A 21,052-nucleotide genomic window follows, 5' to 3' on the forward strand; every position below is an offset into this window, starting at 1 on the left:
GGCCTAGATGTCCCCGGGACCGCGACGCGGCACGGTCACGTTGCGCAGGCCATCGCGCTGCACGCCGGTGGCCAGGGGCGCGGGCGGCGCGGTGCGCCAGTCGGCGACCTGGTTGAAGCGCGCCAGCGACCGGTGGCTGTGCACGACGAACAGCACGCGGTTGTCCCAAAGCGCTTCGAATCGCGAGCGCGGCATCGCGCGCGTGCCGCGCGCGGGATCGCCCAGCAGCACGCGGCCGTTGCGCAGCCCCTTGACCACGACGAAATGCCGGTAGCCGCGATCGTTCAACAGCACGATGGCCGGGATCCCCTCCTCCTCCAGTTTCTCGAGCGGCAGCTCGAAGCCGTCGGCCTCGTATCCCATGGTCGCCAGGTAGCGACGCATGTCGAGAAGCGAGAAGCCCTCGGCCCTGATCTTCTGCTGGTCGCCGTGGGTATACATGCGCACGAACACGTCTTCTTCCGACACCGGGTGTCCGTACTGGAAGGTGAGCAGCGTCGCGGTCGCCGCGGAACCGCAACTGAAGTCGAACTGCTGGGGCACGGTCGTCTGGAAGCGCGCTTCCTTCAGGCTGGTCACGCGCACGGTGTAGGCGCCCGCGCCGGGGACGCGGACCTCGGTGGTGGAGGCCATGGCGAGGCCGCTGGCGCCGGCCAGCATCGCGACCAGTGCGCAACATGCGAGCCCGCGCCGGGTCATGGCGTCGGGCTCGTGAACTGAACGCTCACGGCGGTGCCCGACTGGATCAGGACATTGCTGCCGCTATTCTGTATGACGGTGTTGATGCCACTGGCATGGCCGAAGGCGCCGCCATCGAGCAGGTTGTCGCCGGTGACCACGTGGTCGGCGGTGTTGCCGTCGACGAGCCCGTCGATCAACACGTTGCTCTCGGCGCCGTCGCCGCCGCGCAGCCCCTCGAGCGCGTCCGCGCCCAGCGGGTGTTGCCAGGCATCGGTGGTGGACGCCGGAGGCGCCGTCGCGGCGTCGACCGTGGGCGTTCCAGCAGGGTCGGCAAGTGGGACGAGGGCCACTGGCGGGGGTGCCGAATGGGCGCTGCCCGCCCACGCCAGGCACACGGCCAGTACCAGTGCCGACGATTCGATCGGTTTGGGTGCGAACATCTGCATTGCTCCTCAAGCGAGCGGTTCCATGCCGGCCCGGGCGTCGCCCCCCTGTGCCCGCTGCCCGGAGGCAGCGGGACGTCTCCCAGGCGTCGCTGGGGACATGCCGGGCCACTCCGGCATGCCCCCGGAGCCCCGCTTACGGGCCGACCGTCAGGTTGGCCTGCACGGTGATGCCCTGCTGGATCAGCGAGGCGTGGCCGCTGCTCTGCGCCGCGATCGTGATGCCGGCTGCGTTCTGGCCCACGCTCGTCATGTAGTTCGACGCATTGAACGTACCGGCGCTGTTGGCGACCGAGCCGCCGGCACCGCCCGACGCGCCTGCGCCGCCGGCGCCCGCACCGCCCATGCCGTCGCCACCCATGCCATCGCCGCCATCGCCGCCGTCGCCGGCGGTGGACGCGACGTTGCCGGCATTGCCGCCGGTGGCGCTGCTGTCGCCGCTGTTCGCGGTGGCCGCGCCGGTCGAGCCGGCACCGCCGGCACCCGAGCCGCTGCCCATCGCGTCGCCGGTCGAGCCGCCGTCGCCACCATCGCCACCATCGCCCGCGGTGCCGGTGCCCGACCCGCTGCCGTTGCCGCCGTTGTTGCCCGCCAGGCCAAGGCCCAGTCCGAGGCCGAGGCCTGCCGCGCCATCGCCGCCGTCGCCGCCACCGGCACCATCGCCGCTGCCGCCGGCACCCAGGCCCCAACCGTCGCCGCCACCGGCGAGGTTCGCCGCGCCCGCGTCGCCGCTCGAGCTGCCGGCGTCACCGCCGCCACCGCCCAGGGCGATCGAGCCGCCGCCATCCGCGCCGCGCGCGCCGTTGCCGTCGCCGCCATTGCCGCGACCGCCGCTGCCGCTGCCACCGGCGCCGCCGCCACCACCGTTGGCGTTGCCCCAGTTGCGTGCCGCGTTGCCGATGTCCTGCACGCTGACGCCGGACACGCTGCCATTGAGCGTGGTTTCCGCCACGGCCGTGCTGGTGTTGAAGGAGTTGTTGAGGCTGGTGGACGCGGTTCCGCCGTTGTTGGCGGCCGCCGTCCCGATGCCGTCGGCGCGGGCCCGGCCGCGGTTGTCGCGGTTGCTGCCCGCGCTGTTGTCGCTGTTGTCCGAGTTGTCGTTGAGATCGACGTCGATGGCGACCTGGATGTTCTCGCCAGGGCCATTCTCGGTGTTGGTGGCTTGTGCAAATGCCTGTCCCGTGAGTCCCAGCCCCACCAAGACCGCAGATGCGATCAGAGTCTTTCGAATGCACATGATCTGCTCTCCTTGTGTGTCGCTTCAACGCCCAGGGGATGGCGTTAAAAAGTGACGCGGGTCACGTTTGCATTTCGTTTGTTAGGCTTCGATGGGCATGGAAGTTAAATTTCCATTTATTGTCAGCCGCTTGTCGGCTGAACCGGGACCACGCACGGGTCGTCTTACAAGCGGTCGTCCCCGCCCGCTTACGCGCCCGGCGCGGTCTCCCCGCCTGTGGGCGCTGCGCTACCATCGTCGTGCGGTGTAGCGATCCTTTCCCGAGAGGAGACGGTTGATTGGACATGGTGTCGGCGGTGGCCATCTTCCTGGGTGCGGGCCTGGGCGCGTTGTCGCGCTGGGGCCTGGGACTGGCGCTCAACCCGGTATTCCCCAGCCTCCCATTGGGCACCCTGGCGGCCAATGTGCTCGGTGGCCTGCTGATGGGCGTGGCCATGGCCTTGTTCGCGCACTTCGAGACCCTGTCGCCGGCGATCCGCCTGGCAGTCACCACGGGCTTCCTTGGGGGACTGACCACCTTCTCGACGTTCTCGGCCGAGACCGTCGACCAGTTCATGCGGGGCGAGCCGGGCTGGGCCTGCCTGACCATCGCGTCCCACCTGATGGCATCGCTGGCGGCGACCTTCGTGGGCATCATGCTGGTGCGCTGGGCCGCGGGCCTGCCGGCCGGGGCCGTGTCGTGAGCGACGTGCTGCTGCGCTTGCGCACCTACGACAACCGCCACCATGCCGGCCGGCCGATCCACCAGTGGCTGCTCGAGCAGGGGCGTGAGTTGGGGTTTTCCGGCGGGCTCGCCTTCCGGGCGATGGCCGGCTTCGGGCGCGACGGACGCATGCACGAACAGCGCTTCTTCGAGCTGGCCGGCGAGGAGCCCGTCGTGGTCGAGCTGATCGGCGACGCCGCGCAGGTCGAGCGGATCCTGCGGCGGATCGACGATGCCGGCCTTGCGCTGCCCTGGTGGCAGGTGCCGGTCGAACACGGCGTCGGCCTGCCGGCCTGAGCCGCGCTCAGGCCTCGTCGGCCGGCTCGCCCGCCGCCTGGCGACCCTGCGCACGTGCCCGGGCGCCGCGCAGGCGGTCCAGTTTTTCCTTCAGCTTGATCTCAAGGCCGCGCGGCACGGGCTGGTAGTACTCGCGCTCGCCCATCGCGTCGGGGAAGCCGGTCTGGCCCAGCGCCACGCCGTCCTCGGCATCATGGTCGTACTGGTAGTCCTTGCCGTAACCCAGCGATTTCATCAGTCGCGTCGGCGCGTTGCGCAGGTGCAGCGGGACGTCCTGGGTGCCGTGCTCGGCGACGTCGCGTTGGGCCCTCTTGTAGGCCATGTACGCGGCGTTGGACTTGGCGGTGCTGGCGAGGTAGAGCGTCAGCTGGGCCAGGGCGAGCTCGCCCTCCGGACTGCCGAGGCGATCGTAGGCATCCCATGCGTCGGTGGCCATCTGCAGGGCCCGGGGATCGGCCAGGCCGATGTCCTCGACGGCCATCCGCGTCAGGCGTCGCGCCAGGTAGATGGGGTCGCAACCGCCGTCGAGCATCCGCGCCAGCCAGTAGAGCGCGGCATCGGGGTTGGAGCTGCGGACGGACTTGTGCAGGGCCGATATCTGGTCGTAGAACTGTTCGCCGCCCTTGTCGAAGCGGCGCGTGCGGTCGGCCAGCACCTGCAGCAGGGTCGCCTCGGTGATCTCGCCGCCCTCCCCGGCCGCCAGTTCGGCCGCGATCTCGAGCAGGGTCAACGCTCGGCGCACGTCGCCGTCTGCGGCGCGCGCGATCTGCGAGAGGCAGGCGTCGCTGGCGCGGACCTCGCGGTCGCCCAGGCCACGGGTGGCATCGGACAGGGCCAGGCGGAGCGCGTGTTCGATGTCGTCCGGCGACACGGCCTCCAGCACGTGCACGCGACAGCGCGAGAGCAGCGCCGAATTGAGTTCGAAGGACGGGTTCTCGGTGGTGGCGCCGACGAAGAGGATGGTGCCGCGTTCGATGTGCGGGAGGAACGCATCCTGCTGGACCTTGTTGAACCGGTGCACCTCGTCGACGAACAGGACGGTGCGCCGCCCGTCCGCGAACCGGTGCTCGGCCTCGGCGAGCACCTTGCGTACCTCGGGCAAGCCCGACAGCACGGCGGAGATCGCCCTGAACTCGGCGTCGGAATAGCGCGCCAGCAACAGGGCCAGGGTCGTCTTGCCGCAGCCCGGGGGACCCCAGAGGATCATCGAGTGGACATGGCCCGACTCGATCGCGCGCCGCAGCGCGCTGCCCTCGGCCAGCAGGCGGCGCTGGCCGACCATGTCGTCGAGTTCGAGCGGACGCATCCGCTCGGCGAGCGGCTGCAGGGCCGAGCGGTCCACGCTCAGCAGGTCCGGCGTGTCGGCGGTCGTGGGGGCACTGCGTCGAGGCAAGGCGGTGTTCGGCGGAGGAACGGGCTTGCCACGATAGCAAGCCTCCGTCCCGTATGCCGCTCGATCAGCCCTCGCCGATCACGTCCACCCCAGGCGGCGGGGTGAAGCGGAAGGTGTCGCGTTCGAAGGCGGGGTTGCGCTTCCACTGGCTGAAGTCGATCTCGGTGCGCTGGCCCAGCGAGTCGACGACCTTCATCTTCATCAATGCGCCTTCGCGGAAGCCGAGCTGCGCGGAGTCGAAACTGGCGATGTTGGCGTCCTTGGGGGCGAGCGTCAGCCACGCCAGGCCGTCGGCCTGGCCGGTCTCGCTGACCTTGAACTGGCGATCCAGGCGGCTGGGGTCGATCAGCGCACCAAGCGGGCTGTTCTTCTCTTCCTCGCCTTGCGGCTTGCGGGTCACCTGGTCCAGGTCGGGCTCGTAGATCCAGACGGTCTCGCCGTCGGCGACGATGACCTGCGGGTAGGGCTTCACGTATTCCCAGCGGAAATGCTGCGGGGCCTGTACCGCAAGGCTGCCGCTGGAGGCTTCCTTCAGTTTGCCATTGGCGTCGAACACTTTCTGGGTGAACTCGGCGTCCAGGCCCTGCAGGCCCTGCGTGAAGCGGTTGAGGTCGTCGCGGGCGCCGGCCAGGGCGGCGAAGCTCGTGGCCAGGCCCAGCAAGGCGATGCCGGCAGTGGCCAGCAAGCGCGGGCGGAGGGGAAGCAAGGTCATGGCGTCACTCCAACGTGGCGTATGGATGCAAGTGTCGCGAAAAACAGATGAATCGCACGTGCAATGCGCTTCGCCTGTTCAGCTGTCGGCAGGCCGGCCGCTGAGACTTCAGCGCACCAGGCCCAGGATCAGGCCCGCGCTCAACAGCAGCAGGCCTGCCAGCCCCGCCAGGTCCGCCCGCGTCGGCGGGTAGTCGACGCGAACGCCGGGGCGCAGGAGGCCGCGCAGGCCCAGTGGGGTGCGCCAGGCCTGCCGGGCCAGGCAGAGGAAGCCCAGGCCGACGCACAGCGCATGCCAGGCGATGCCCGGTGCGTGCGGGTCGGGATACAGCGACCATCCCGAGAACCCCACGCCCAAGAGCGCCAGGACGCACGACCATATGCGGGCCGAGGCGCCGGCGCTGACTCCATCCATGGCAATGCGTGACATTCGGATCCTTCGGCGAACCGGTACATGCCGACGCGTGCCGGCGGAAATGGGCGGCCAACGCAGAGGCCGGGTATCGGGCGGTCAGCCTTTCGGCGGGGGCGGCGCGAGCACGCTGCGGTCGCCATTGCTCTCCTGCGGGCTCACCACCCCGGCCGCCTCCATCGCCTCGACCAGGCGCGCGGCGCGGTTGTAACCGATCTTCAGCCGTCGCTGCACGCCGGAGATGGACGCCCGGCGGGTCTCGGTGACGATGCGGACGGCTTCGTCGTAGAGCGGATCGGACTCGTCCCCTGCCCCGCCACCCGACTCGGGCAGCCCGGTGGCGCCAACGACGGTGCCATCGCCCATCGTCTGCACTTCGTCGAGCACGCCGTCGATGTAGTCCGGACCGCCCCCGGCCGCCTTGAGGTGTTCGACCACCCGGTGGACCTCCTCGTCGGACACGAAGGCGCCATGGACGCGTTCGGGCATCGCGGTGCCGGGCGGCAGGTACAGCATGTCGCCATTGCCGAGCAGGGTCTCGGCGCCACCCTGGTCGAGGATGGTGCGCGAGTCGATCTTGCTCGAGACCTGGAATGCGATCCGGGTGGGGATGTTCGCCTTGATCAGGCCGGTGATGACGTCCACCGACGGGCGCTGGGTGGCCAGGATCAGGTGGATGCCGGCCGCGCGCGCCTTCTGAGCGAGCCGCGCGATGAGCTCCTCGACCTTCTTGCCGACGATCATCATCATGTCGGCGAACTCGTCGATGAAGACGACGATGAACGGCAAGGGTTCCAGCGTCGGCGGCGCTTCCTCGATGTCCGGATTGGGCTTGAACAGCGGGTCGACCATCGGCTGGCCGGCCTCCTGCGCATCGCGGACCTTCTTGTTGAAGCCGGCCAGGTTGCGAACGCCCACGGCCGACATCAGCTTGTAGCGCCGCTCCATCTCCGCCACGCACCAGCGCAGGCCGTTGGCGGCCTCCTTCATGTCGGTGACCACGGGCGCCAGCAGGTGCGGGATGCCCTCATAGACGCTCAGCTCGAGCATCTTCGGGTCGATCATGAGCATCTTCAGGTCCTTCGACGATGCCTTGTAGAGCAGGCTCAGGACCATCGCGTTGACCGCGACCGACTTGCCCGACCCGGTCGTGCCCGCCACCAGCAGGTGCGGCATGCGTGCCAGGTCGGCCACCGTCGGGCGCCCGGCGATGTCCTTGCCCAGCGCCAGCGTCAATGGACTGTTGGCCTTGTCGTACTCCTTGGACCGCAGCAGCTCCGAGAGGAAGATCATCTCCCGCGTCGTGTTGGGGATCTCCAGGCCGATGACGGTCTTGCCCGGGATCACGTCGACCACGCGCACCGACTTCACCGACAGCCCGCGGGCGATGTCCTTGTCGAGCGAGCTGATCTGGCTGACCTTGACGCCCGGCGCGGGTTCGACCTCGAAACGGGTGATCACCGGGCCCGGGTAGGCGCCCACCACCTGGGTTTCGATGCGGAAGTCCTTGAGCTTGAACTCGATCTGCCGCGACAGGGTCTCCAGGGTCTCCTCGCTGTAGCCCTTGGGCTGCGGCTTGGGATCGTCGAGCAGCGCCAGCGGCGGGATGCCGGAGCCGTCGCCGCCGTGGAACAGCGGGATCTGGGTCTCGCGCTTGGCGCGTTCGCTCTTCTCGACCACCGGCGGCGCCGGCGGCTCGATCCTGACCGGCGCACGCTTGGCGCGCAGCTCGGTATCGGCCTTGCGCACTTCCTCGCGCTCCTCGCGCATGGCGCGGGTCTGCTGCCATTGGGTGGCCTGCTTGCTGCCGCGCTTGAACAGCTTGCCCAGCGCAGGCCCCAACGCCAGCACCCACTGGCCGATGCGGTCCATCACCGCCAGCCAGGAGATGCCGGTCGCCAGCGTGATCGACACCAGCAGCAGGGCCAGCAGGAACAGGTTGCCGCCGACCGGACCGAAGCCGCTGTAAAGCGACTTGCCGACCAGCTGGCCGAGGATGCCGCCGCTGCCGGCGGAGAAATTCTCCGCCACGCCCAGGCGCAGGTGCAGGAAGCCGGTGGCCGAGACCAGGAAGCCGACGATGCCCACCAGGCGCAGGGCCGGGCCCAGGTCGGCATCGCCATCGCCGTCGCTGTCCATGCCGAACAGGGCGATCCAGGCGACCATCCCCAGCACCAGCGGCAGCAGGAAGGCGACATAGCCGGTCAGGTACAGCAGCACGTCCGCGATCCACGCGCCGACCCGGCCACCGGCATTGTGCAGTGGCGCGGTGATGCTGCCCGACTGCGACCAGCTCGGGTCGCTCGGCGAATAGGTGAACAGGCTGACCAGCAGGTACAGCAGGAACGGCGCGATCAGGATCAGCGCGATGTCGCGCATCAGGCGTTGCCGGCGCGGCGAAGGCGCGCGCTTGCTGTCGACGGGCTGGGTTTTCTTGCGACCTGCTGCTGACGCCACCGTGAAGTTCTGCCTTAGCTAGATTCTGTTAGTCTTTGAAGATACAGGCAAAAGCGCCCGATTGATACCGCCCGGGCGCCGCCCCGGAAGCCCGGTCACGGACCGGCACGGAAGCGCCCGACCGTCATCCTAGGCTGCCATCACCTGCAGCGCCGGGTGCACGAGTTCGCCGGCTTCGACGTTGATGCCGCGCACCAGGGCGTCATTGTGCCGCCAATCGCCCGAGGCCAGGGTATCGACCCAGGGCAGGATCGCCGCACAGATCGCCTGCGAACTCGTCTGGGGCACCGCACCGGGCATGTTGGTGACGCAGAAATGGGTCACCCCCTCCTCCACGTAGGTCGGTTCCCGCCAGCTGGTGGGGCGCGAGGTCTCGAAACAGCCGCCCTGGTCGATCGAGATGTCGGCCACCACGCTGCCGGGCTCCATGCCGCGCAGCATCTCGCGGGTCAGCACGTGCGGCGCGCGGGCGCCGGTGACCAGGACGGCACCCACCACGAGGTCGGCGTCGGCGAGCTCACGCGAGACCACGTCGTGGTAGGGATACAGCGCGGTCACGTTGGGCGCGAGTCGCATCATCCGCTCCAGGCGCTCCTGGCGCATTTCGAACACGACGACGTTGGCGCCACCGGCCGCCGCCAGCGCGGCCGCGGCACCGCCCGCCTGGCCGGCGCCGAAGACGACGACCTTGCCGCGCCCGGTCGAGGCCACGCCGCCCAGCAGGCGGCCCTTCCCACCCCCGGGCTGGTGCAGCAGGGTCGTGCCGACCTGGACCGCGATGCGACCGGCGATGACCGACATCGGCGCCAGCAGGGGCAGGTCGCCGCCCGCGAGCTCGACCGTCTCGAAGGCGACCGCGGTGAGGCTGATCTCGAGCAGTCGTCGGGTCAAGGCGGGCTCCGCGGCAAGATGCAGGTAGCAGAACAGCAGGTGGTCGCTGCGCAGGTGGGCCAGGTCGCCTTCGATGGGTTCCTTGACCTTGACGATCAATTGGCCGCGGGCATAGAGGGTGCCGGCATCGGCCGCCATCCGGACACCGAGCGCCTCGTACTGCGCATCGCCGAAGCCGCTGGCCACGCCCGCGCCGCGTTCGACCCACACCTCGTGCCCGCGCCTGACCAGGTCGCCGGCCGCCGCCGGCACCAGCGCGACGCGGCCTTCGAGCGTCTTGGTTTCCCTGGGGATGCCGATGCGCATGGGGGTCTCCTCCTGCGGCCAGAAAAAAAGCCGCGGGTGCGGCTGTCCGGCCGGGTGCATGGGCACGCGGGACGCAACCCGCGCGCGGGCCCGGAACACTGCTTCCCGGGACCTGCCTTGTTTTGCCCGGACGCCGCCTCCAAGCTATGGGCTCGATCACGGTCGTCCCGCCCATCCGGCGTGGCCCGGCCCCGTGAGTGAGACCCATGCGCCAGAGCGCGCCCCAACAGGCCTTCATTATACCCATGAGCCCTTCCAAGCATGCCCGCCTCGTCATCCTCGGTTCCGGTCCGGCCGGCTGGACATCCGCCGTCTATGCCGCCCGTGCCAACCTCAAGCCGGTCGTCATCACCGGCCTGCAGATGGGCGGCCAGCTCATGACCACCACCGAGGTCGACAACTGGCCCGGCGATGCCCATGGCCTGATGGGCCCGGACCTGATGGCGCGCATGCAGGCCCACGCGGAGCGCTTCGACACCGAGACCGTGTTCGACCATATCCACACCGCCGACCTGTCCCAGCGCCCCTTCAAGCTGGTCGGCGACAACGGCCAATACACCTGCGACGCCCTGATCGTCTCCACCGGCGCAACCGCCAAGTACCTGGGACTGCCCTCGGAAGAAGCATTCAAGGGCCGCGGCGTCTCCGCATGCGCGACTTGCGACGGCTTCTTCTACAAGGACCAGGACGTGGCGGTGATCGGCGGCGGCAACACCGCCGTCGAGGAGGCGCTTTACCTGTCCAACATCGCCCGCAAGGTCTACCTGGTGCACCGCCGCGACACGCTTCGCGCGGAGAAGATCATGCAGGACAAGCTGTTCGCGCGGATCGAGGCCGGCAAGATCGAGCCGGTCTGGCACCACGTCGTCGACGAGGTCCTGGGCAACGACGCCGGCGTCACCGGCATGCGCGTGCGCTCGGTGCTGGACGACGCCACCCGCGACATCGACGTGCACGGCTTCTTCGTCGCCATCGGCCATACCCCGAACACCGGCCTGTTCGAGGGCCAGCTGGACATGCGCAACGGCTACATCACCATCAAGACCGGCCTGGCCGGCGATGCCACCGCGACCAGCGTCCCAGGCGTCTTCGCCGCGGGCGACGTGGCCGACCAGGTCTATCGCCAGGCGATCACTTCGGCCGGCTTCGGCTGCATGGCCGCGCTGGACGCCGAACGCTTCCTGGAGAAGTAAGGGGCGCCGGCGGTCCGCCGCGTGGACAAACTGCTCGCCAAGCAGCTGCTGTTCCACGGCAGCTACCTGGTCCTGCCGCTGATCGCGTGGCTCGCTTGGCGCCTCCGCCGCCCGGGTCGGCGCCTGCCGGCTGGCCTGGCGCTCGCGGCGTTGCTGCTGTTCGCGTGGGCGCGATTCGTCGAGCCGCAGATGATCCGGGTCGAGGAAACGCCGCTCGAGGGCACCGGCGCGCGCGCCTCGATCGCGCTGGTCAGCGACATCCACCTGGGCGTCTACAAGGGCACCGGCTACCTCGAGCGCCTGGTCGACCGCCTCGACACGCTTCCGGTGGATGCCGTGCTGCTGGCCGGCGACCTGACCTACGAGCCGGGCGATGCATCGCTTGCGACCCTGTTCGCGCCGCTGGCCCGCGTCCGCGTGCCCGTCTACGCGGTACTGGGCAACCACGACGAGCAGGCGCCCGGACCGGACATCGACGCCGAGCTCAGGGCGGCACTGGCCGGACTCGGCGTGCAGGTGATCGAGGGACGCTTCGCGGACGAGATGGCGGGCATCCGCTGGGCCGGGCTCGGCGATCGCTGGGCCGGCAAGGACGATCCGGGTTTCCTGTCCGGCAGCGCGGATCCGGCGCGACCGACCGTCGTGCTGGCCCACAACCCCGACAGCGCGATCGGCCTTTCGCCGGCCGACGTGCGCCTGGTGCTGGCCGGGCATACCCACGGCGGGCAGATCCGCATCCCCCTGCTGTACCGGAAGGTGATTCCCAGCACGATGGGCTTCGACCGGGGCGAGAGCCGGTTGGCCACGCCGCAGGGGCCGGTCCGCGTGTTCGTGACTGCGGGCGTCGGCGAAGTCGGCCTGCCGATGCGCCTGTTCAACCCGCCCACGATCGACGTGCTGCACCTTCGGCCCTAGCCCGGCCACGGCCGCGCGCGTCGATGGCGACCGCACCTGAAGACGGCGATCACCGCGCGATGCGCATACTGTGCGTCCGACCCCCGAGAGGCATGCCGTGGCCCTGACCGACAAATGGCTGTTCGTGCTGTCGCGCTATTCGCGGCGGATGTGGTTCCGGGCGTCGCTGTACGGCCTGCTGGGCATCGTGACCGCCTTGCTTGGCGTCGCCGCCAAGCCGCTCATCCCCCCGGGCCTGGCCGGTTCGATCGGCGCCGGATCGGTGGGCAACATCCTGGGCATCCTCGCCACGTCCATGCTCGCGGTCACCACGTTCTCCCTGGCGACGATGGTCTCGGCCTACGGCGCCGCGTCGAGCACGGCGACCCCGCGCGCGGCCAAGCTGCTGATCGAGGACACCACCGCGCAGGGTGCGCTGGCGACCTTCATCGGTGCCTTCCTGTTCTCGATCGTCGGCCTGATCGCGCTCAGCGCGGGCATCTACGGCGACAGCGGGCGGGTCCTGCTGCTGGCCGCGACCATCGCGGTGATCGTGCTCATCACCGTGACCCTGTTGCGCTGGATCGAACAACTGTCGCGCTTCGGCCGGGTCGCGGAAACCATCAACCTGGTCGAAACGGCGACGCGCCGCGCCATGCAGCACCGCGCCCGCAAACCCTGGCTGGGCGGCGCGCCCTGGCAGGCGCCCCCCGAGGACGCGGTCGCAGTGGAGTCCACGCAGGTGGGCTACATCGAGTACATCGACATGGCGCAGCTGGGGCAGTTCAGCGACGAACACGACGTCGACATCCACCTCGACGTGTTGCCGGGCTCCTTCGCGGTTCCCGGGCGACCACTCGCGCGGATCTCCGCCGACCTCGACGACCCGGACGCCGAGGCCTTCCGCAAGGCCTTCGTCGTCGGCGACTCGCGCACCTTCGAGAACGATCCCCGCTACGGCCTGGTGGTGCTCACCGAGATCGCCGTGCGCGCGCTGTCGCCGGCGGTGAACGATCCGGGCACGGCGATCGACGTCATCGGCACCGTCGTGCGCCTGCTGACGGGATGGGCGCGCGGTCGTGCCAGCAAGGAGGACGAGGTCGAGGTGAGCCACTCGCGCGTGTTCGTCCCGGCATTGCGCGAGGCGGACATGTTCGAGGATGTGTTCCCGGCCATCGCGCGCGACGGCGCGGGCATGCGCGAGATCGGCATCCGCCTGCAGAAGGCCTTCGCCGCGCTCGACGACCTGGGCTTCGTCCATTTCGAGGACCCGATCCGCGAGCAGGCCTCCGCCGCCTGCCAACGGGCGCTGGCGGCGATGGATTTCGAACCCGACCGCGCGGCCGTACTCGAGGCGAGCCGGCCACGCCTGGTCGGCGACGTCCTGCCCGCCCAGGCCCGCAAGCCGGCATGACGCTCGAGGTCCGCTGGCTCGACGCCCTCTCCAGCGTCGAAAGCGAACGCTGGGACGCGCTGCATGATGGCGGCAATCCCTTCGTCGGCCATGCCTTCCTGTCGGGACTGGAGGCCACGGGCTGCATCCGCGCGGGCTGGGGCTGGACGCCCAGGCACCTGACGCTGTGGCGTGGCGATCGGCTCGTCGCCGCCGCGCCCGGCTACCTGAAGGACAACTCGCACGGCGAGTTCGTCTTCGACCATGCCTGGGCCCATGCGCACGCGCAGGCCGGCCTGGACTATTTCCCCAAGTACCTGTGCGCGGTGCCCTACTCACCGGTCGCCGGCCCGCGCCTGCTCGCCCCGGATCCTTCGCATCGACCGGCCCTGCTCGCGGCGATGATCGCGCTCTGCGAGCGGGAGGGCCTGTCCTCGGCCCACGTCAACTTCCATCCCGGATCCGAGGCCGACAGCTTCGGCCGGGACTGGCTGGCCCGCCGCGACATCCAGTACCACTGGGAGAACCGCGACGGCTGGCGCGACTTCGACGACTTCCTCGCGGCGATGGACAGCAAGCACCGCAAGAACATCCGGCGCGAGCGGGCCCGCGTGGCCGCCTCGGGCGTGACCTTCCGCGTCGTGCACGGCGACGAGGCGAGCGAGGCGGACCTGGCCGCGATGCATGCGCTGTACCTGCAGACCTTCGCCGAGTACGGCAACCACCCGGCGCTCAGCCTGGCTTTCTTCCACCACCTGGCCCGGGCCATGCCGCGCCAGCTGGTGCTCGTCCTGGCCGACCTGGACGGGGAGACCGTGGCCGGGGCCCTGTGCCTGCGCGGGGGCGACACCCTCTATGGCCGCTACTGGGGCTGCCACGCCCAGCTGCCCGGCCTGCATTTCGAAACCTGCTACTACCAGGGCATCGAGTACTGCCTGCGCGAGGGGCTGCACCGCTTCGAGCCGGGCGCACAGGGCGAACACAAGCTTGCACGCGGCTTCCGTCCGCGCCTGGTGCATAGCCGGCACTGGGTCGCCCACCCCGTGTTCCGCGAAGCGCTGGCAGGCTGGTGCCGCGAGGAAAGTGCCCTGGTCGAACAACACGCCGCGATGCTCGCCCGGCGGCTGCCGTTCAAGGTGGGCGATGTGCCGGCCTGAGCCTGTCGTGCGGGCATCGTGCGGGAGGCGCGCATGAACCGCCTCCCGGTCCTGCTCGACGCCGATCCGCTGGCGCCCTTTCCGCCGGCCGGTCGGGCGCTCCGTGAACCGAACGGCCTGTTGGCGGTGGGCGGCGATTTGTCCGTGCCACGCCTGCTCAATGCCTATCGCCATGGCATCTTTCCCTGGTACTCGGCCGGCCAGCCGATCCTGTGGTGGTCACCCGACCCACGGGTCCTGTTCTCGACCGCCCCTGGCGGCGTGCACCTGTCCCGGCGCTTCCGTCGCAGCCTGCGCGACTCGGACTGGGTGGTGCGCGCCGACCATCGCTTCGGCGAGGTGATCGATGCCTGCGCGACCCTGCCCCGCTCAGGGCAGGACGGTACCTGGATCACCGCCGATATGCGGCGTGCCTATGGCGAGCTGCATCGCCTGGGCCATGCGCACTCGATCGAGGTGATGCAGGGCGAACAGCTGGTGGGTGGCCTCTATGGCGTCGCGGTCGGCCGCATGTTCTTCGGCGAGAGCATGTTCAGTGCGAACACGGGCGGCTCCAAGGTCGCGCTGGCCGCGCTGGCACGGCGACTGGGCGAATGGGACTGGCCCTGGCTCGATGCCCAGGTCGCCAATCCCCACCTGCTCCGGATGGGCGCGGTGACGCGACCCCGCGATGACTTCCTGCGGATCGTCGCGACGGCAGCGGCAGGTCCCGGGAGGCCCGGACCGTGGCGCGAGGCGTTCGGCGCCCTGCAGGCACGCGCGCTGGCGGGGCCCGTCTAGGTCCTCGGCCGGCGACTGTCAACCTTTTCTTTGCGTGACCGGTACTTGCGTGGCACAATGCCCGGCTTGGCGCTTGCCTGCGGTTCGCCCGCGACGGCAAACCCCGCCACCACCCAAGTCCCACCACGAGATTCCAGGAACCACATGGCCAAAGACGACGTGATCGAGTTCGAGGGCACGGTATCGGAAACCCTTCCGAACACCATGTTCCGCGTGCGCCTCGAAAACGGGCACGAGATCATTGCCCACATCTCCGGTCGCATGCGCAAGCACTACATCCGCATCCTGACCGGCGACCGCGTGAAGGTAGAGATGACGCCCTACGACCTGACCAAGGGTCGCATCACCTATCGCATGAAGTAATGCGCTCAAATAGCTGATCTGGAAGCATATTCCAGGTTGGCCATGAAAAAGGCGGCCCCGGGGCCGCCTTTTTCCGTTTCCGTCCCCAGGTCGGGGGCCTACTCGACCGTCGCCGGCAACAGCTTCTCCGGTTCGGGCTGGGCGTCGATGACCAGGGTGTCGTCCTTCACGTCGATGGTCACCCGTCCGCCCCCGGCGAGCTTGCCGAACAGGAGTTCGTCGGCGAGCGGTCGCTTGATCTTGTCCTGGATGACGCGGGTCATCGGGCGGGCGCCCATCAGCGGGTCGAAGCCATGCTGCGCCAGCCAGTCGCGCGCGCTCGGGGTGGCGGTCAGGGTGACCTGCTTCTCGTGCAGCTGGCTCTCGAGTTCGATCAGGAACTTGTCCACGACGCGCAGGATGTGCGCCATCTCCAGCGGCTGGAACTGCACCACCGCGTCGAGGCGGTTGCGGAACTCCGGGCTGAAGCCCTTGCGGATGGCTTCCATGGCGTCGGTCGAATGGTCCTGGCGGGTGAAGCCGATCGAGCGCCGCGAGGCCTGCGCGGCACCGGCATTGGTGGTCATCACCACGATCACGTTGCGGAAGTTCGCCTCGCGGCCGTTGGTGTCGGTCAGCACGCCGCGGTCCATGACCTGCAGCAGGATGTTGAAGATGTCCGGATGGGCCTTCTCGATCTCGTCGAGCAGCAGGACGCAATGCGGCGTCTTGACGATCTTCTCGGTCAACAGGCCGCCCTGGTCGAAGCCGACGTAGCCCGGGGGCGCGCCGATCAGGCGGCTGACCGAGTGCGACTCCATGTATTCGGACATGTCGAAGCGGACCAGTTCGATCCCCAGCTGCAGGGCGAGCTGCTTGGTGACCTCGGTCTTGCCCACGCCCGTCGGGCCGGCGAACAGGAAGTTGCCGATCGGCTTGTCCGGGTTGGCCAGGCCCGAGCGCGCGAGCTTGATCGCCGAGGTCAGGGTCTCGATCGCCGGGTCCTGCCCGAAGATCACCATCTTCAGGTTGCGCTCGAGGTTGCGCAGCACGTCCTTGTCGGTGGCGCTCACCTGCTTGGCCGGGATGCGCGCCATCTTGGCCACGATCAGCTCGATCGTGTCCACGTCGATGAGCGCCTGCGGCTCCCGGTCCGGCAACAGCTGCTGGCGGGCCCCGGCCTCGTCGATCACGTCGATGGCCTTGTCCGGCAGCAGGCGGTCGCCGATGTGCTTGACCGACAGGTCCACTGCGGCCTGCAGCGCGTCGTCGGTGTAGAGCACGTCGTGGTGTTCCTGGTAACGCGGGCGCAGGCCCTTGAGGATCTCCACCGCCTCGGCCACGGTCGGCTCGACGATGTCGATCTTCTGGAAGCGGCGCGCCAGGGCGCGGTCCTTCTCGAAGATCCCGCGGTATTCCTGGAACGTGGTCGAACCGATGCAGCGCAACTCGCCCGATGCCAGGGCCGGCTTGATCAGGTTGCTCGCGTCCATGGTGCCCCCGCTCGCCGAGCCCGCACCGATGATGGTGTGGATCTCGTCGATGAAGAGGATGGCATCGTCCTCGTTGCGGATCTGCTTGAGGACCGCCTTCAGGCGCTTCTCGAAGTCGCCCCGGTACTTGGTGCCCGCGACCAGGGCGCCCAGGTCCAGGGAATAGACGGTCGCGCCCTTGAGCACGTCCGGCACCTCGCCATTGACGATGCGCAGCGCCAGGCCTTCGGCGATGGCGGTCTTGCCCACGCCGGCCTCGCCGACGTAGAGCGGATTGTTCTTGCGACGGCGGCACAGGACCTGGATGGTCCGCTCGATCTCGTCGGCGCGACCGACCAGGGTGTCGATCCGGCCTTCGGCGGCCATCTTGTTGAGGTTGACGGCGAACTCGTCCAGCGGCTCGTTGCGGCCCTCGCCCTCCGTGCCCTCGGCGGGGGTGATCTCCTCGCCGCCTTGCGAGGCCCCCTCCTCGTCCGCGCCGTGCCGCGCGATGCCGTGGGAAATGTAGTTGACGACGTCCAGCCGGGCGATGTCCTGCTGGCCCAGGTAGTAGACGGCGTGGGAGTCCTTCTCGCCGAAGATCGCGACCAGCACGTTGGCGCCGGTGACCTCCTTCTTGCCGGAGGACTGCACGTGGTAGACGGCCCGTTGCAGGACGCGCTGGAAGCCCAGCGTCGGCTGGGTATCGCGGTCGACGTCCTCCGGCAGCACCGACACGGAGGTGGCGATGGCCTGCTCCAGGTCGGAGCGCAGGCGGTGGAAATCAGCGCCGCAGGCCTTGAGCACGACTTCCGCCGAGGGGTTGTCGAGCAACGCCAGCAGCAGGTGTTCGACGGTCATGTACTCGTGGCGCGCCTCGCGGGCGCGCTTGTAACACTGGCCGATGCTGAACTCGAGATCCTTGCTGAACATGGGAGGTGACCTCCTGAAGACTACTGCCATCCTAGATGGGGACGGGCGGGTGCTTTTCCATGCCCCCACGCGTGGCCTGGGACCGCCCGGGGTTCAGCTCGTTGGACCTCTCCTCCTCCGCCGGAAAGGAACCCCTGTCTACGACTTGCCTCCCTTGTTTACCACGTCTTCCCCGACAGTTTTAGGCCTTTTCCATCGTGCACAGCAAGGGGTGCTGGTTGAGCCTTGAGTATTCGTTCACCTGGGCCACTTTCGACTCTGCCACTTCCCGGGTGAACACGCCGCAGACGCCGCGCCCCCGGGTATGGACATGCAGCATGATCTGGGTCGCCTTCTCGATGTTCATGGGGAAGAAGCGCATGAGCACCTCCACCACGAAGTCCATCGGGGTGTAGTCGTCGTTGAGCAGCAGCACCGAATACATGGGCGGGCGGGCGACCTCGGGACGGTCGGTTTCCACCAGGGCGCCATGCTGGTGCTCGTGGTCTGTGGGGTTGGGCATGGGGCGATTATAGCGGGCCATGGCGGGCGGCCACCGGGCTGCGGGGCGCATGGACGCATGCCGGATCGCCCGGCACAATGTGACCTCCATCAATGCAACAACAGGGGGAACCACCGTGCGATCGATTTCATTGCTCGTCCTGCTGGCCATTGGCCTCGTCAACGCCCCGGCCTTCGCCCAGGATGCCAGGATCAAGCAGCAGCTCGATGCCATCGGCCACGACTACGAGGTCGACGACGACGGCGACTACAAGATGGTCTTCGAGACCGAAGGCGGCCGCTCGCAGCTGGTCTTCGTCATCTCCAACGTCGAGCGCTACGGTGCGCACAAGGTCCGCGAGATCTGGGCCCCCGCCTACCAGGCGCCCGGCGACGACTTCCCGTCCGTGGTCGCCAACAAGCTGCTGGAGGACTCCGAGGAGAACAAGCTCGGCGCCTGGGTCAAGCAGGGCGACATGGCCATCTACGTGGTCAAGATCGACGCCGAGGCGTCCAACGACGAGCTCGACGACGCGATCGAATACGCCGTCAAGGTGGCCGACCAGATGGAAATCGTGCTGACCGACGGCGACGACGAGTTCTGAGGCCGGCACCGGGATGAGCTACCGCGAAGGCCGCTTCTGGCAACCCGACGTCACCGTCGCCACGGTGGTCGCCGACGGCGGCCGCCTGCTGGTGGTGGAGGAAACGGTCGGCGGCAGGCTCGTCCTCAACCAGCCCGCCGGGCACCTCGAGCCGGACGAGAGCCTGCTCGAGGCGGCCCGGCGGGAGACGTTGGAGGAAACCGGCTGGGACGTACGCCTGACGGCCTTCGTCGGCGCCTACCAGTGGACCGCGCCCGCCGGTCCGGACGGCCACGAAGGGCGCCATTTCCTGCGTTTCGCGTTCGCCGCCGAGCCGGTCGCGCATGATCCCGACCGCCCGCTCGACGACGGCATCGTCCGCGCTTGCTGGATGACCCCGGCCGAGCTGCAGGCGCGTGCCGGCGAGCACCGCAGCCCCCTGGTCTGGCAGGCCGCCGCCGATTTCCTGGCCGGGCGGCGCCACCCGCTGGAGCTGCTGCAGGCCCTGTCGTGAGCCGGGCGCGGGTCATCGTCGGCATGTCCGGCGGCGTCGACTCCTCGGTGACCGCGCTCAGGCTGCAGCAGTCGGGCGAGTCGATCGCCGGGCTCTTCATGCAGAACTGGGCCGAGGAGGACCCCCGGGAAGGCGACGGAGCCCCCGCCGGCAACTGCCGCGCCGAGGAGGACCGGCGCGACGCGGTGGCGGTCTGCGGGCGTCTGGGCATCCCCATCCATTTCCGCGATTTCTCGTCCGAATACTGGGCCGGCGTGTTCGAGCACTTCCTGGCCGAGTACGCCGCCGGGCGCACGCCCAATCCGGACGTGCTGTGCAACCGCGAGATCAAGTTCAAGCACTTCCTCGACGCCGCCCGCGATCTGGGGGCCGAGCGTATCGCCACCGGCCACTATGCCCGCGTCGCCCGGGTCGACGGCCGCCAACGCCTGCTGCGCGGCGTCGACCGGGGCAAGGACCAGAGCTACTTCCTGCACCAGCTGGGCCAGGCCCAGCTGGCCTCGACGCTGTTCCCGCTGGGGGAGCTTCCCAAAAGCGAGGTCCGGCGCCTGGCGGCCGAAGCGGGCTTGCCGACGGCGGCGAAGAAGGATTCCACCGGCATCTGCTTCATCGGCGAGCGCGACTTCCGCGGCTTCCTGTCGCAGTACCTGCCCGCGCAGCCAGGCGACATGCTCACGCCCGACGGACGCCGGGTCGGCGAGCATCCGGGGGTGTTCTACTTCACCCTCGGCCAACGCGAAGGCCTCAACATCGGCGGTGTCCGCGGCTTCGAACAGGCGCCGTGGTACGTCGTCGGCAAGGACGTGGCGCGCAACGTCCTGTACGTCGACCAGGGCCACGATTCGCCCTGGCTGCTCTCCTCCACGCTGCACAGCGAGGCCGCGCACTGGATCGACGGCGCCCCGCCCGCCGCGGGCTTCCGTTGTACCGCACAGACGCGATACCGGCAGGCCGACCAGGACTGCGAGGTCCAGGTGCTGGACAATGGCCAGCTGTCGGTGCGTTTCGCACGGCCGCAACGCGCGGTGACGCCCGGGCAGTCGCTGGTGCTGTACGACGGCGACATCTGCCTGGGAGGCGCGGTGATCGCGTCCACCGATGCCCCCCTCGAACCACGAACGAGCACCCCCGCCACATGAGTGAAAGCCCCGACAATCCCATGACCGACCGCGTCCTGGCGCTGGCGGGCCTGGTCCAGGCCCTGTCGCAGGTACGCCGCATCGCCGACACCGGCCAGGCCAACACCGCCGCCCTGGCCACCGTGCTCGACTCGGTGTTCCGCATCGACGCCGGCTCGCCGGCCGAGGTCTACGGCGGCCGCCATGCGCTGATGCCCGGCCTGACCCTGTTGAAGGATTACTTCGAGGGGCGCATTGCGGATCCGCAACTGCCGCGCCTGGCGATGGCGGTGATGCAGCTCGAGCGTCGCTTCGTCCGCGACGAGGACATGGCCTCGCGCGTGCACCGGGACATCCTGGCGCTGGGCGACCGGGCGCGCGCCGACGGCAGCACCCATCCCGACGTCATGGCCGCCCTTGGCACGCTGTATGCCGAGACCCTGAGCCACCTGCGGCCGCGCGTGCTGGTCCAGGGCAACCCGCACTACCTGGGGCAGGCCTCGGTGGTGGCGGAAGTGCGCGCGGCCCTGCTCGCCGCGGTCCGCTCGGCGGTGCTGTGGCGCCAGATGGGCGGCAGCCTCCTCGACTTCCTGCTGGCCAAGGGCCGCATGCGCGAGGCGGTCCACGTCGCCCTGCGCTGATCCCGGTGACGCGCGCGAAC

22 protein-coding genes are annotated in these 21,052 nt (G+C 69.3%); 12 read left to right on the forward strand and 10 right to left on the reverse strand.

The window, feature by feature from the left end; genetic code table 11:
- Positions 1-3: 3 nt before the first annotated feature.
- From H4F98_RS01715 to H4F98_RS01725, 3 genes are all read right to left on the reverse strand, one after another.
- Positions 4-699, reverse strand: a complete 696-nt coding sequence (locus tag H4F98_RS01715) for a C39 family peptidase (protein ID WP_182684948.1) — start codon at positions 697-699, stop codon at positions 4-6.
- Positions 696-1,121, reverse strand: a complete 426-nt coding sequence (locus tag H4F98_RS01720) for a hypothetical protein (protein WP_182684949.1) — start codon at positions 1,119-1,121, stop codon at positions 696-698. The genes H4F98_RS01715 and H4F98_RS01720 overlap by 4 nt, the downstream gene beginning before the upstream one ends.
- 139 nt (positions 1,122-1,260) lie before the next feature.
- Positions 1,261-2,322 (reverse strand): hypothetical protein, encoded by a 1,062-nt coding sequence (locus H4F98_RS01725; protein WP_220479046.1) that lies wholly within the window; start codon positions 2,320-2,322, stop codon positions 1,261-1,263.
- A 323-nt stretch (positions 2,323-2,645) separates the two neighbouring features.
- Between H4F98_RS01725 and crcB the strand changes: the two genes are divergently transcribed.
- Both crcB and H4F98_RS01735 read left to right on the forward strand, forming a co-directional pair.
- Positions 2,646-3,044, forward strand: coding sequence for a fluoride efflux transporter CrcB (gene crcB / locus H4F98_RS01730; RefSeq protein WP_182685205.1), 399 nt, complete (start codon positions 2,646-2,648; stop codon positions 3,042-3,044).
- Entirely contained in the window at positions 3,041-3,361 is a 321-nt protein-coding gene (locus tag H4F98_RS01735) for a DUF190 domain-containing protein (RefSeq protein WP_220479047.1), read from the forward strand. Before crcB ends, H4F98_RS01735 begins: the two co-directional genes overlap by 4 nt.
- Positions 3,362-3,368: 7 nt before the next feature.
- Here the strand turns inward: H4F98_RS01735 and H4F98_RS01740 are convergent, their stop codons facing one another.
- The 5 genes from H4F98_RS01740 to H4F98_RS01760 form a co-directional block, all read right to left on the reverse strand.
- Entirely contained in the window at positions 3,369-4,754 is a 1,386-nt protein-coding gene (locus tag H4F98_RS01740; protein ID WP_281368114.1) for a replication-associated recombination protein A, read from the reverse strand.
- Between the two features lie 64 nt (positions 4,755-4,818).
- Entirely contained in the window at positions 4,819-5,466 is a 648-nt protein-coding gene (lolA, locus tag H4F98_RS01745; RefSeq protein ID WP_182684950.1) for an outer membrane lipoprotein periplasmic chaperone LolA, read from the reverse strand.
- A gap of 108 nt (positions 5,467-5,574) precedes the next feature.
- Positions 5,575-5,895 carry a hypothetical protein gene (locus H4F98_RS01750; RefSeq protein WP_182684951.1) on the reverse strand — a complete coding sequence of 107 codons (321 nt, stop codon included), beginning with the start codon at positions 5,893-5,895 and terminating at the stop codon, positions 5,575-5,577.
- Positions 5,896-5,976: 81 nt separating this feature from the next.
- On the reverse strand, positions 5,977-8,334 hold the full coding sequence (locus H4F98_RS01755; RefSeq protein ID WP_343064709.1) for a DNA translocase FtsK: 2,358 nt from the start codon (positions 8,332-8,334) through the stop codon (positions 5,977-5,979).
- Positions 8,335-8,463: 129 nt separating this feature from the next.
- On the reverse strand, positions 8,464-9,531 hold the full coding sequence (locus tag H4F98_RS01760) for an alanine dehydrogenase (protein ID WP_182684952.1): 1,068 nt from the start codon (positions 9,529-9,531) through the stop codon (positions 8,464-8,466).
- Between the two features lie 245 nt (positions 9,532-9,776).
- Between H4F98_RS01760 and trxB the strand changes: the two genes are divergently transcribed.
- The 6 genes from trxB (at position 9,777) to infA (ending at position 15,311) form a co-directional block, all read left to right on the forward strand.
- Entirely contained in the window at positions 9,777-10,724 is a 948-nt protein-coding gene (gene trxB, locus H4F98_RS01765) for a thioredoxin-disulfide reductase (protein ID WP_182684953.1), read from the forward strand.
- Between the two features lie 21 nt (positions 10,725-10,745).
- Positions 10,746-11,639, forward strand: coding sequence for a metallophosphoesterase (locus H4F98_RS01770; protein ID WP_182684954.1), 894 nt, complete (start codon positions 10,746-10,748; stop codon positions 11,637-11,639).
- Between the two features lie 97 nt (positions 11,640-11,736).
- Positions 11,737-13,032 carry a DUF2254 domain-containing protein gene (locus tag H4F98_RS01775; RefSeq protein WP_343064710.1) on the forward strand — a complete coding sequence of 432 codons (1,296 nt, stop codon included), beginning with the start codon at positions 11,737-11,739 and terminating at the stop codon, positions 13,030-13,032.
- A complete protein-coding gene (locus H4F98_RS01780) occupies positions 13,029-14,168 on the forward strand; it encodes a GNAT family N-acetyltransferase (RefSeq protein ID WP_182684955.1) in 1,140 nt (379 codons plus the stop codon). The genes H4F98_RS01775 and H4F98_RS01780 overlap by 4 nt, the downstream gene beginning before the upstream one ends.
- Before the next feature lie 33 nt (positions 14,169-14,201).
- The gene (gene aat, locus H4F98_RS01785) at positions 14,202-14,948 is read left to right on the forward strand and encodes a leucyl/phenylalanyl-tRNA--protein transferase (RefSeq protein ID WP_182684956.1); all 747 of its coding nucleotides are present in this window, start codon (positions 14,202-14,204) and stop codon (positions 14,946-14,948) included.
- A gap of 144 nt (positions 14,949-15,092) precedes the next feature.
- Complete coding sequence (gene infA / locus H4F98_RS01790; protein ID WP_027068842.1) at positions 15,093-15,311, forward strand: translation initiation factor IF-1; 219 nt, start codon at positions 15,093-15,095, stop codon at positions 15,309-15,311.
- Positions 15,312-15,409: 98 nt separating this feature from the next.
- Here the strand turns inward: infA and clpA are convergent, their stop codons facing one another.
- Both clpA and clpS read right to left on the reverse strand, forming a co-directional pair.
- Entirely contained in the window at positions 15,410-17,695 is a 2,286-nt protein-coding gene (clpA, locus tag H4F98_RS01795) for an ATP-dependent Clp protease ATP-binding subunit ClpA (protein ID WP_182684957.1), read from the reverse strand.
- Positions 17,696-17,876: 181 nt separating this feature from the next.
- On the reverse strand, positions 17,877-18,197 hold the full coding sequence (clpS, locus tag H4F98_RS01800) for an ATP-dependent Clp protease adapter ClpS (RefSeq protein WP_141518945.1): 321 nt from the start codon (positions 18,195-18,197) through the stop codon (positions 17,877-17,879).
- 115 nt (positions 18,198-18,312) lie between these two features.
- On the opposite strand from clpS, the gene H4F98_RS01805 reads away from it, so the two are divergent.
- From H4F98_RS01805 to H4F98_RS01820, 4 genes are read left to right on the forward strand one after another with little or no spacing between them, the layout of a single operon-like run.
- Positions 18,313-18,780: a hypothetical protein gene (locus H4F98_RS01805; protein ID WP_182684958.1), complete on the forward strand. Its 468-nt coding sequence runs from the start codon at positions 18,313-18,315 to the stop codon at positions 18,778-18,780.
- Between the two features lie 13 nt (positions 18,781-18,793).
- The gene (locus tag H4F98_RS01810; RefSeq protein ID WP_182684959.1) at positions 18,794-19,273 is read left to right on the forward strand and encodes an NUDIX hydrolase; all 480 of its coding nucleotides are present in this window, start codon (positions 18,794-18,796) and stop codon (positions 19,271-19,273) included.
- The gene (gene mnmA, locus H4F98_RS01815; RefSeq protein ID WP_343064711.1) at positions 19,270-20,412 is read left to right on the forward strand and encodes a tRNA 2-thiouridine(34) synthase MnmA; all 1,143 of its coding nucleotides are present in this window, start codon (positions 19,270-19,272) and stop codon (positions 20,410-20,412) included. The genes H4F98_RS01810 and mnmA overlap by 4 nt, the downstream gene beginning before the upstream one ends.
- A gap of 20 nt (positions 20,413-20,432) precedes the next feature.
- Positions 20,433-21,032, forward strand: a complete 600-nt coding sequence (locus H4F98_RS01820; protein ID WP_425487561.1) for a lysogenization protein HflD — start codon at positions 20,433-20,435, stop codon at positions 21,030-21,032.
- The last annotated feature ends 20 nt before the right edge of the window (positions 21,033-21,052 follow it).

The sequence above is a fragment of the Marilutibacter spongiae genome (assembly GCF_014145325.1).
In the GTDB taxonomy this organism is placed as follows: Bacteria; Pseudomonadota; Gammaproteobacteria; order Xanthomonadales; family Xanthomonadaceae; genus Marilutibacter; species Marilutibacter spongiae.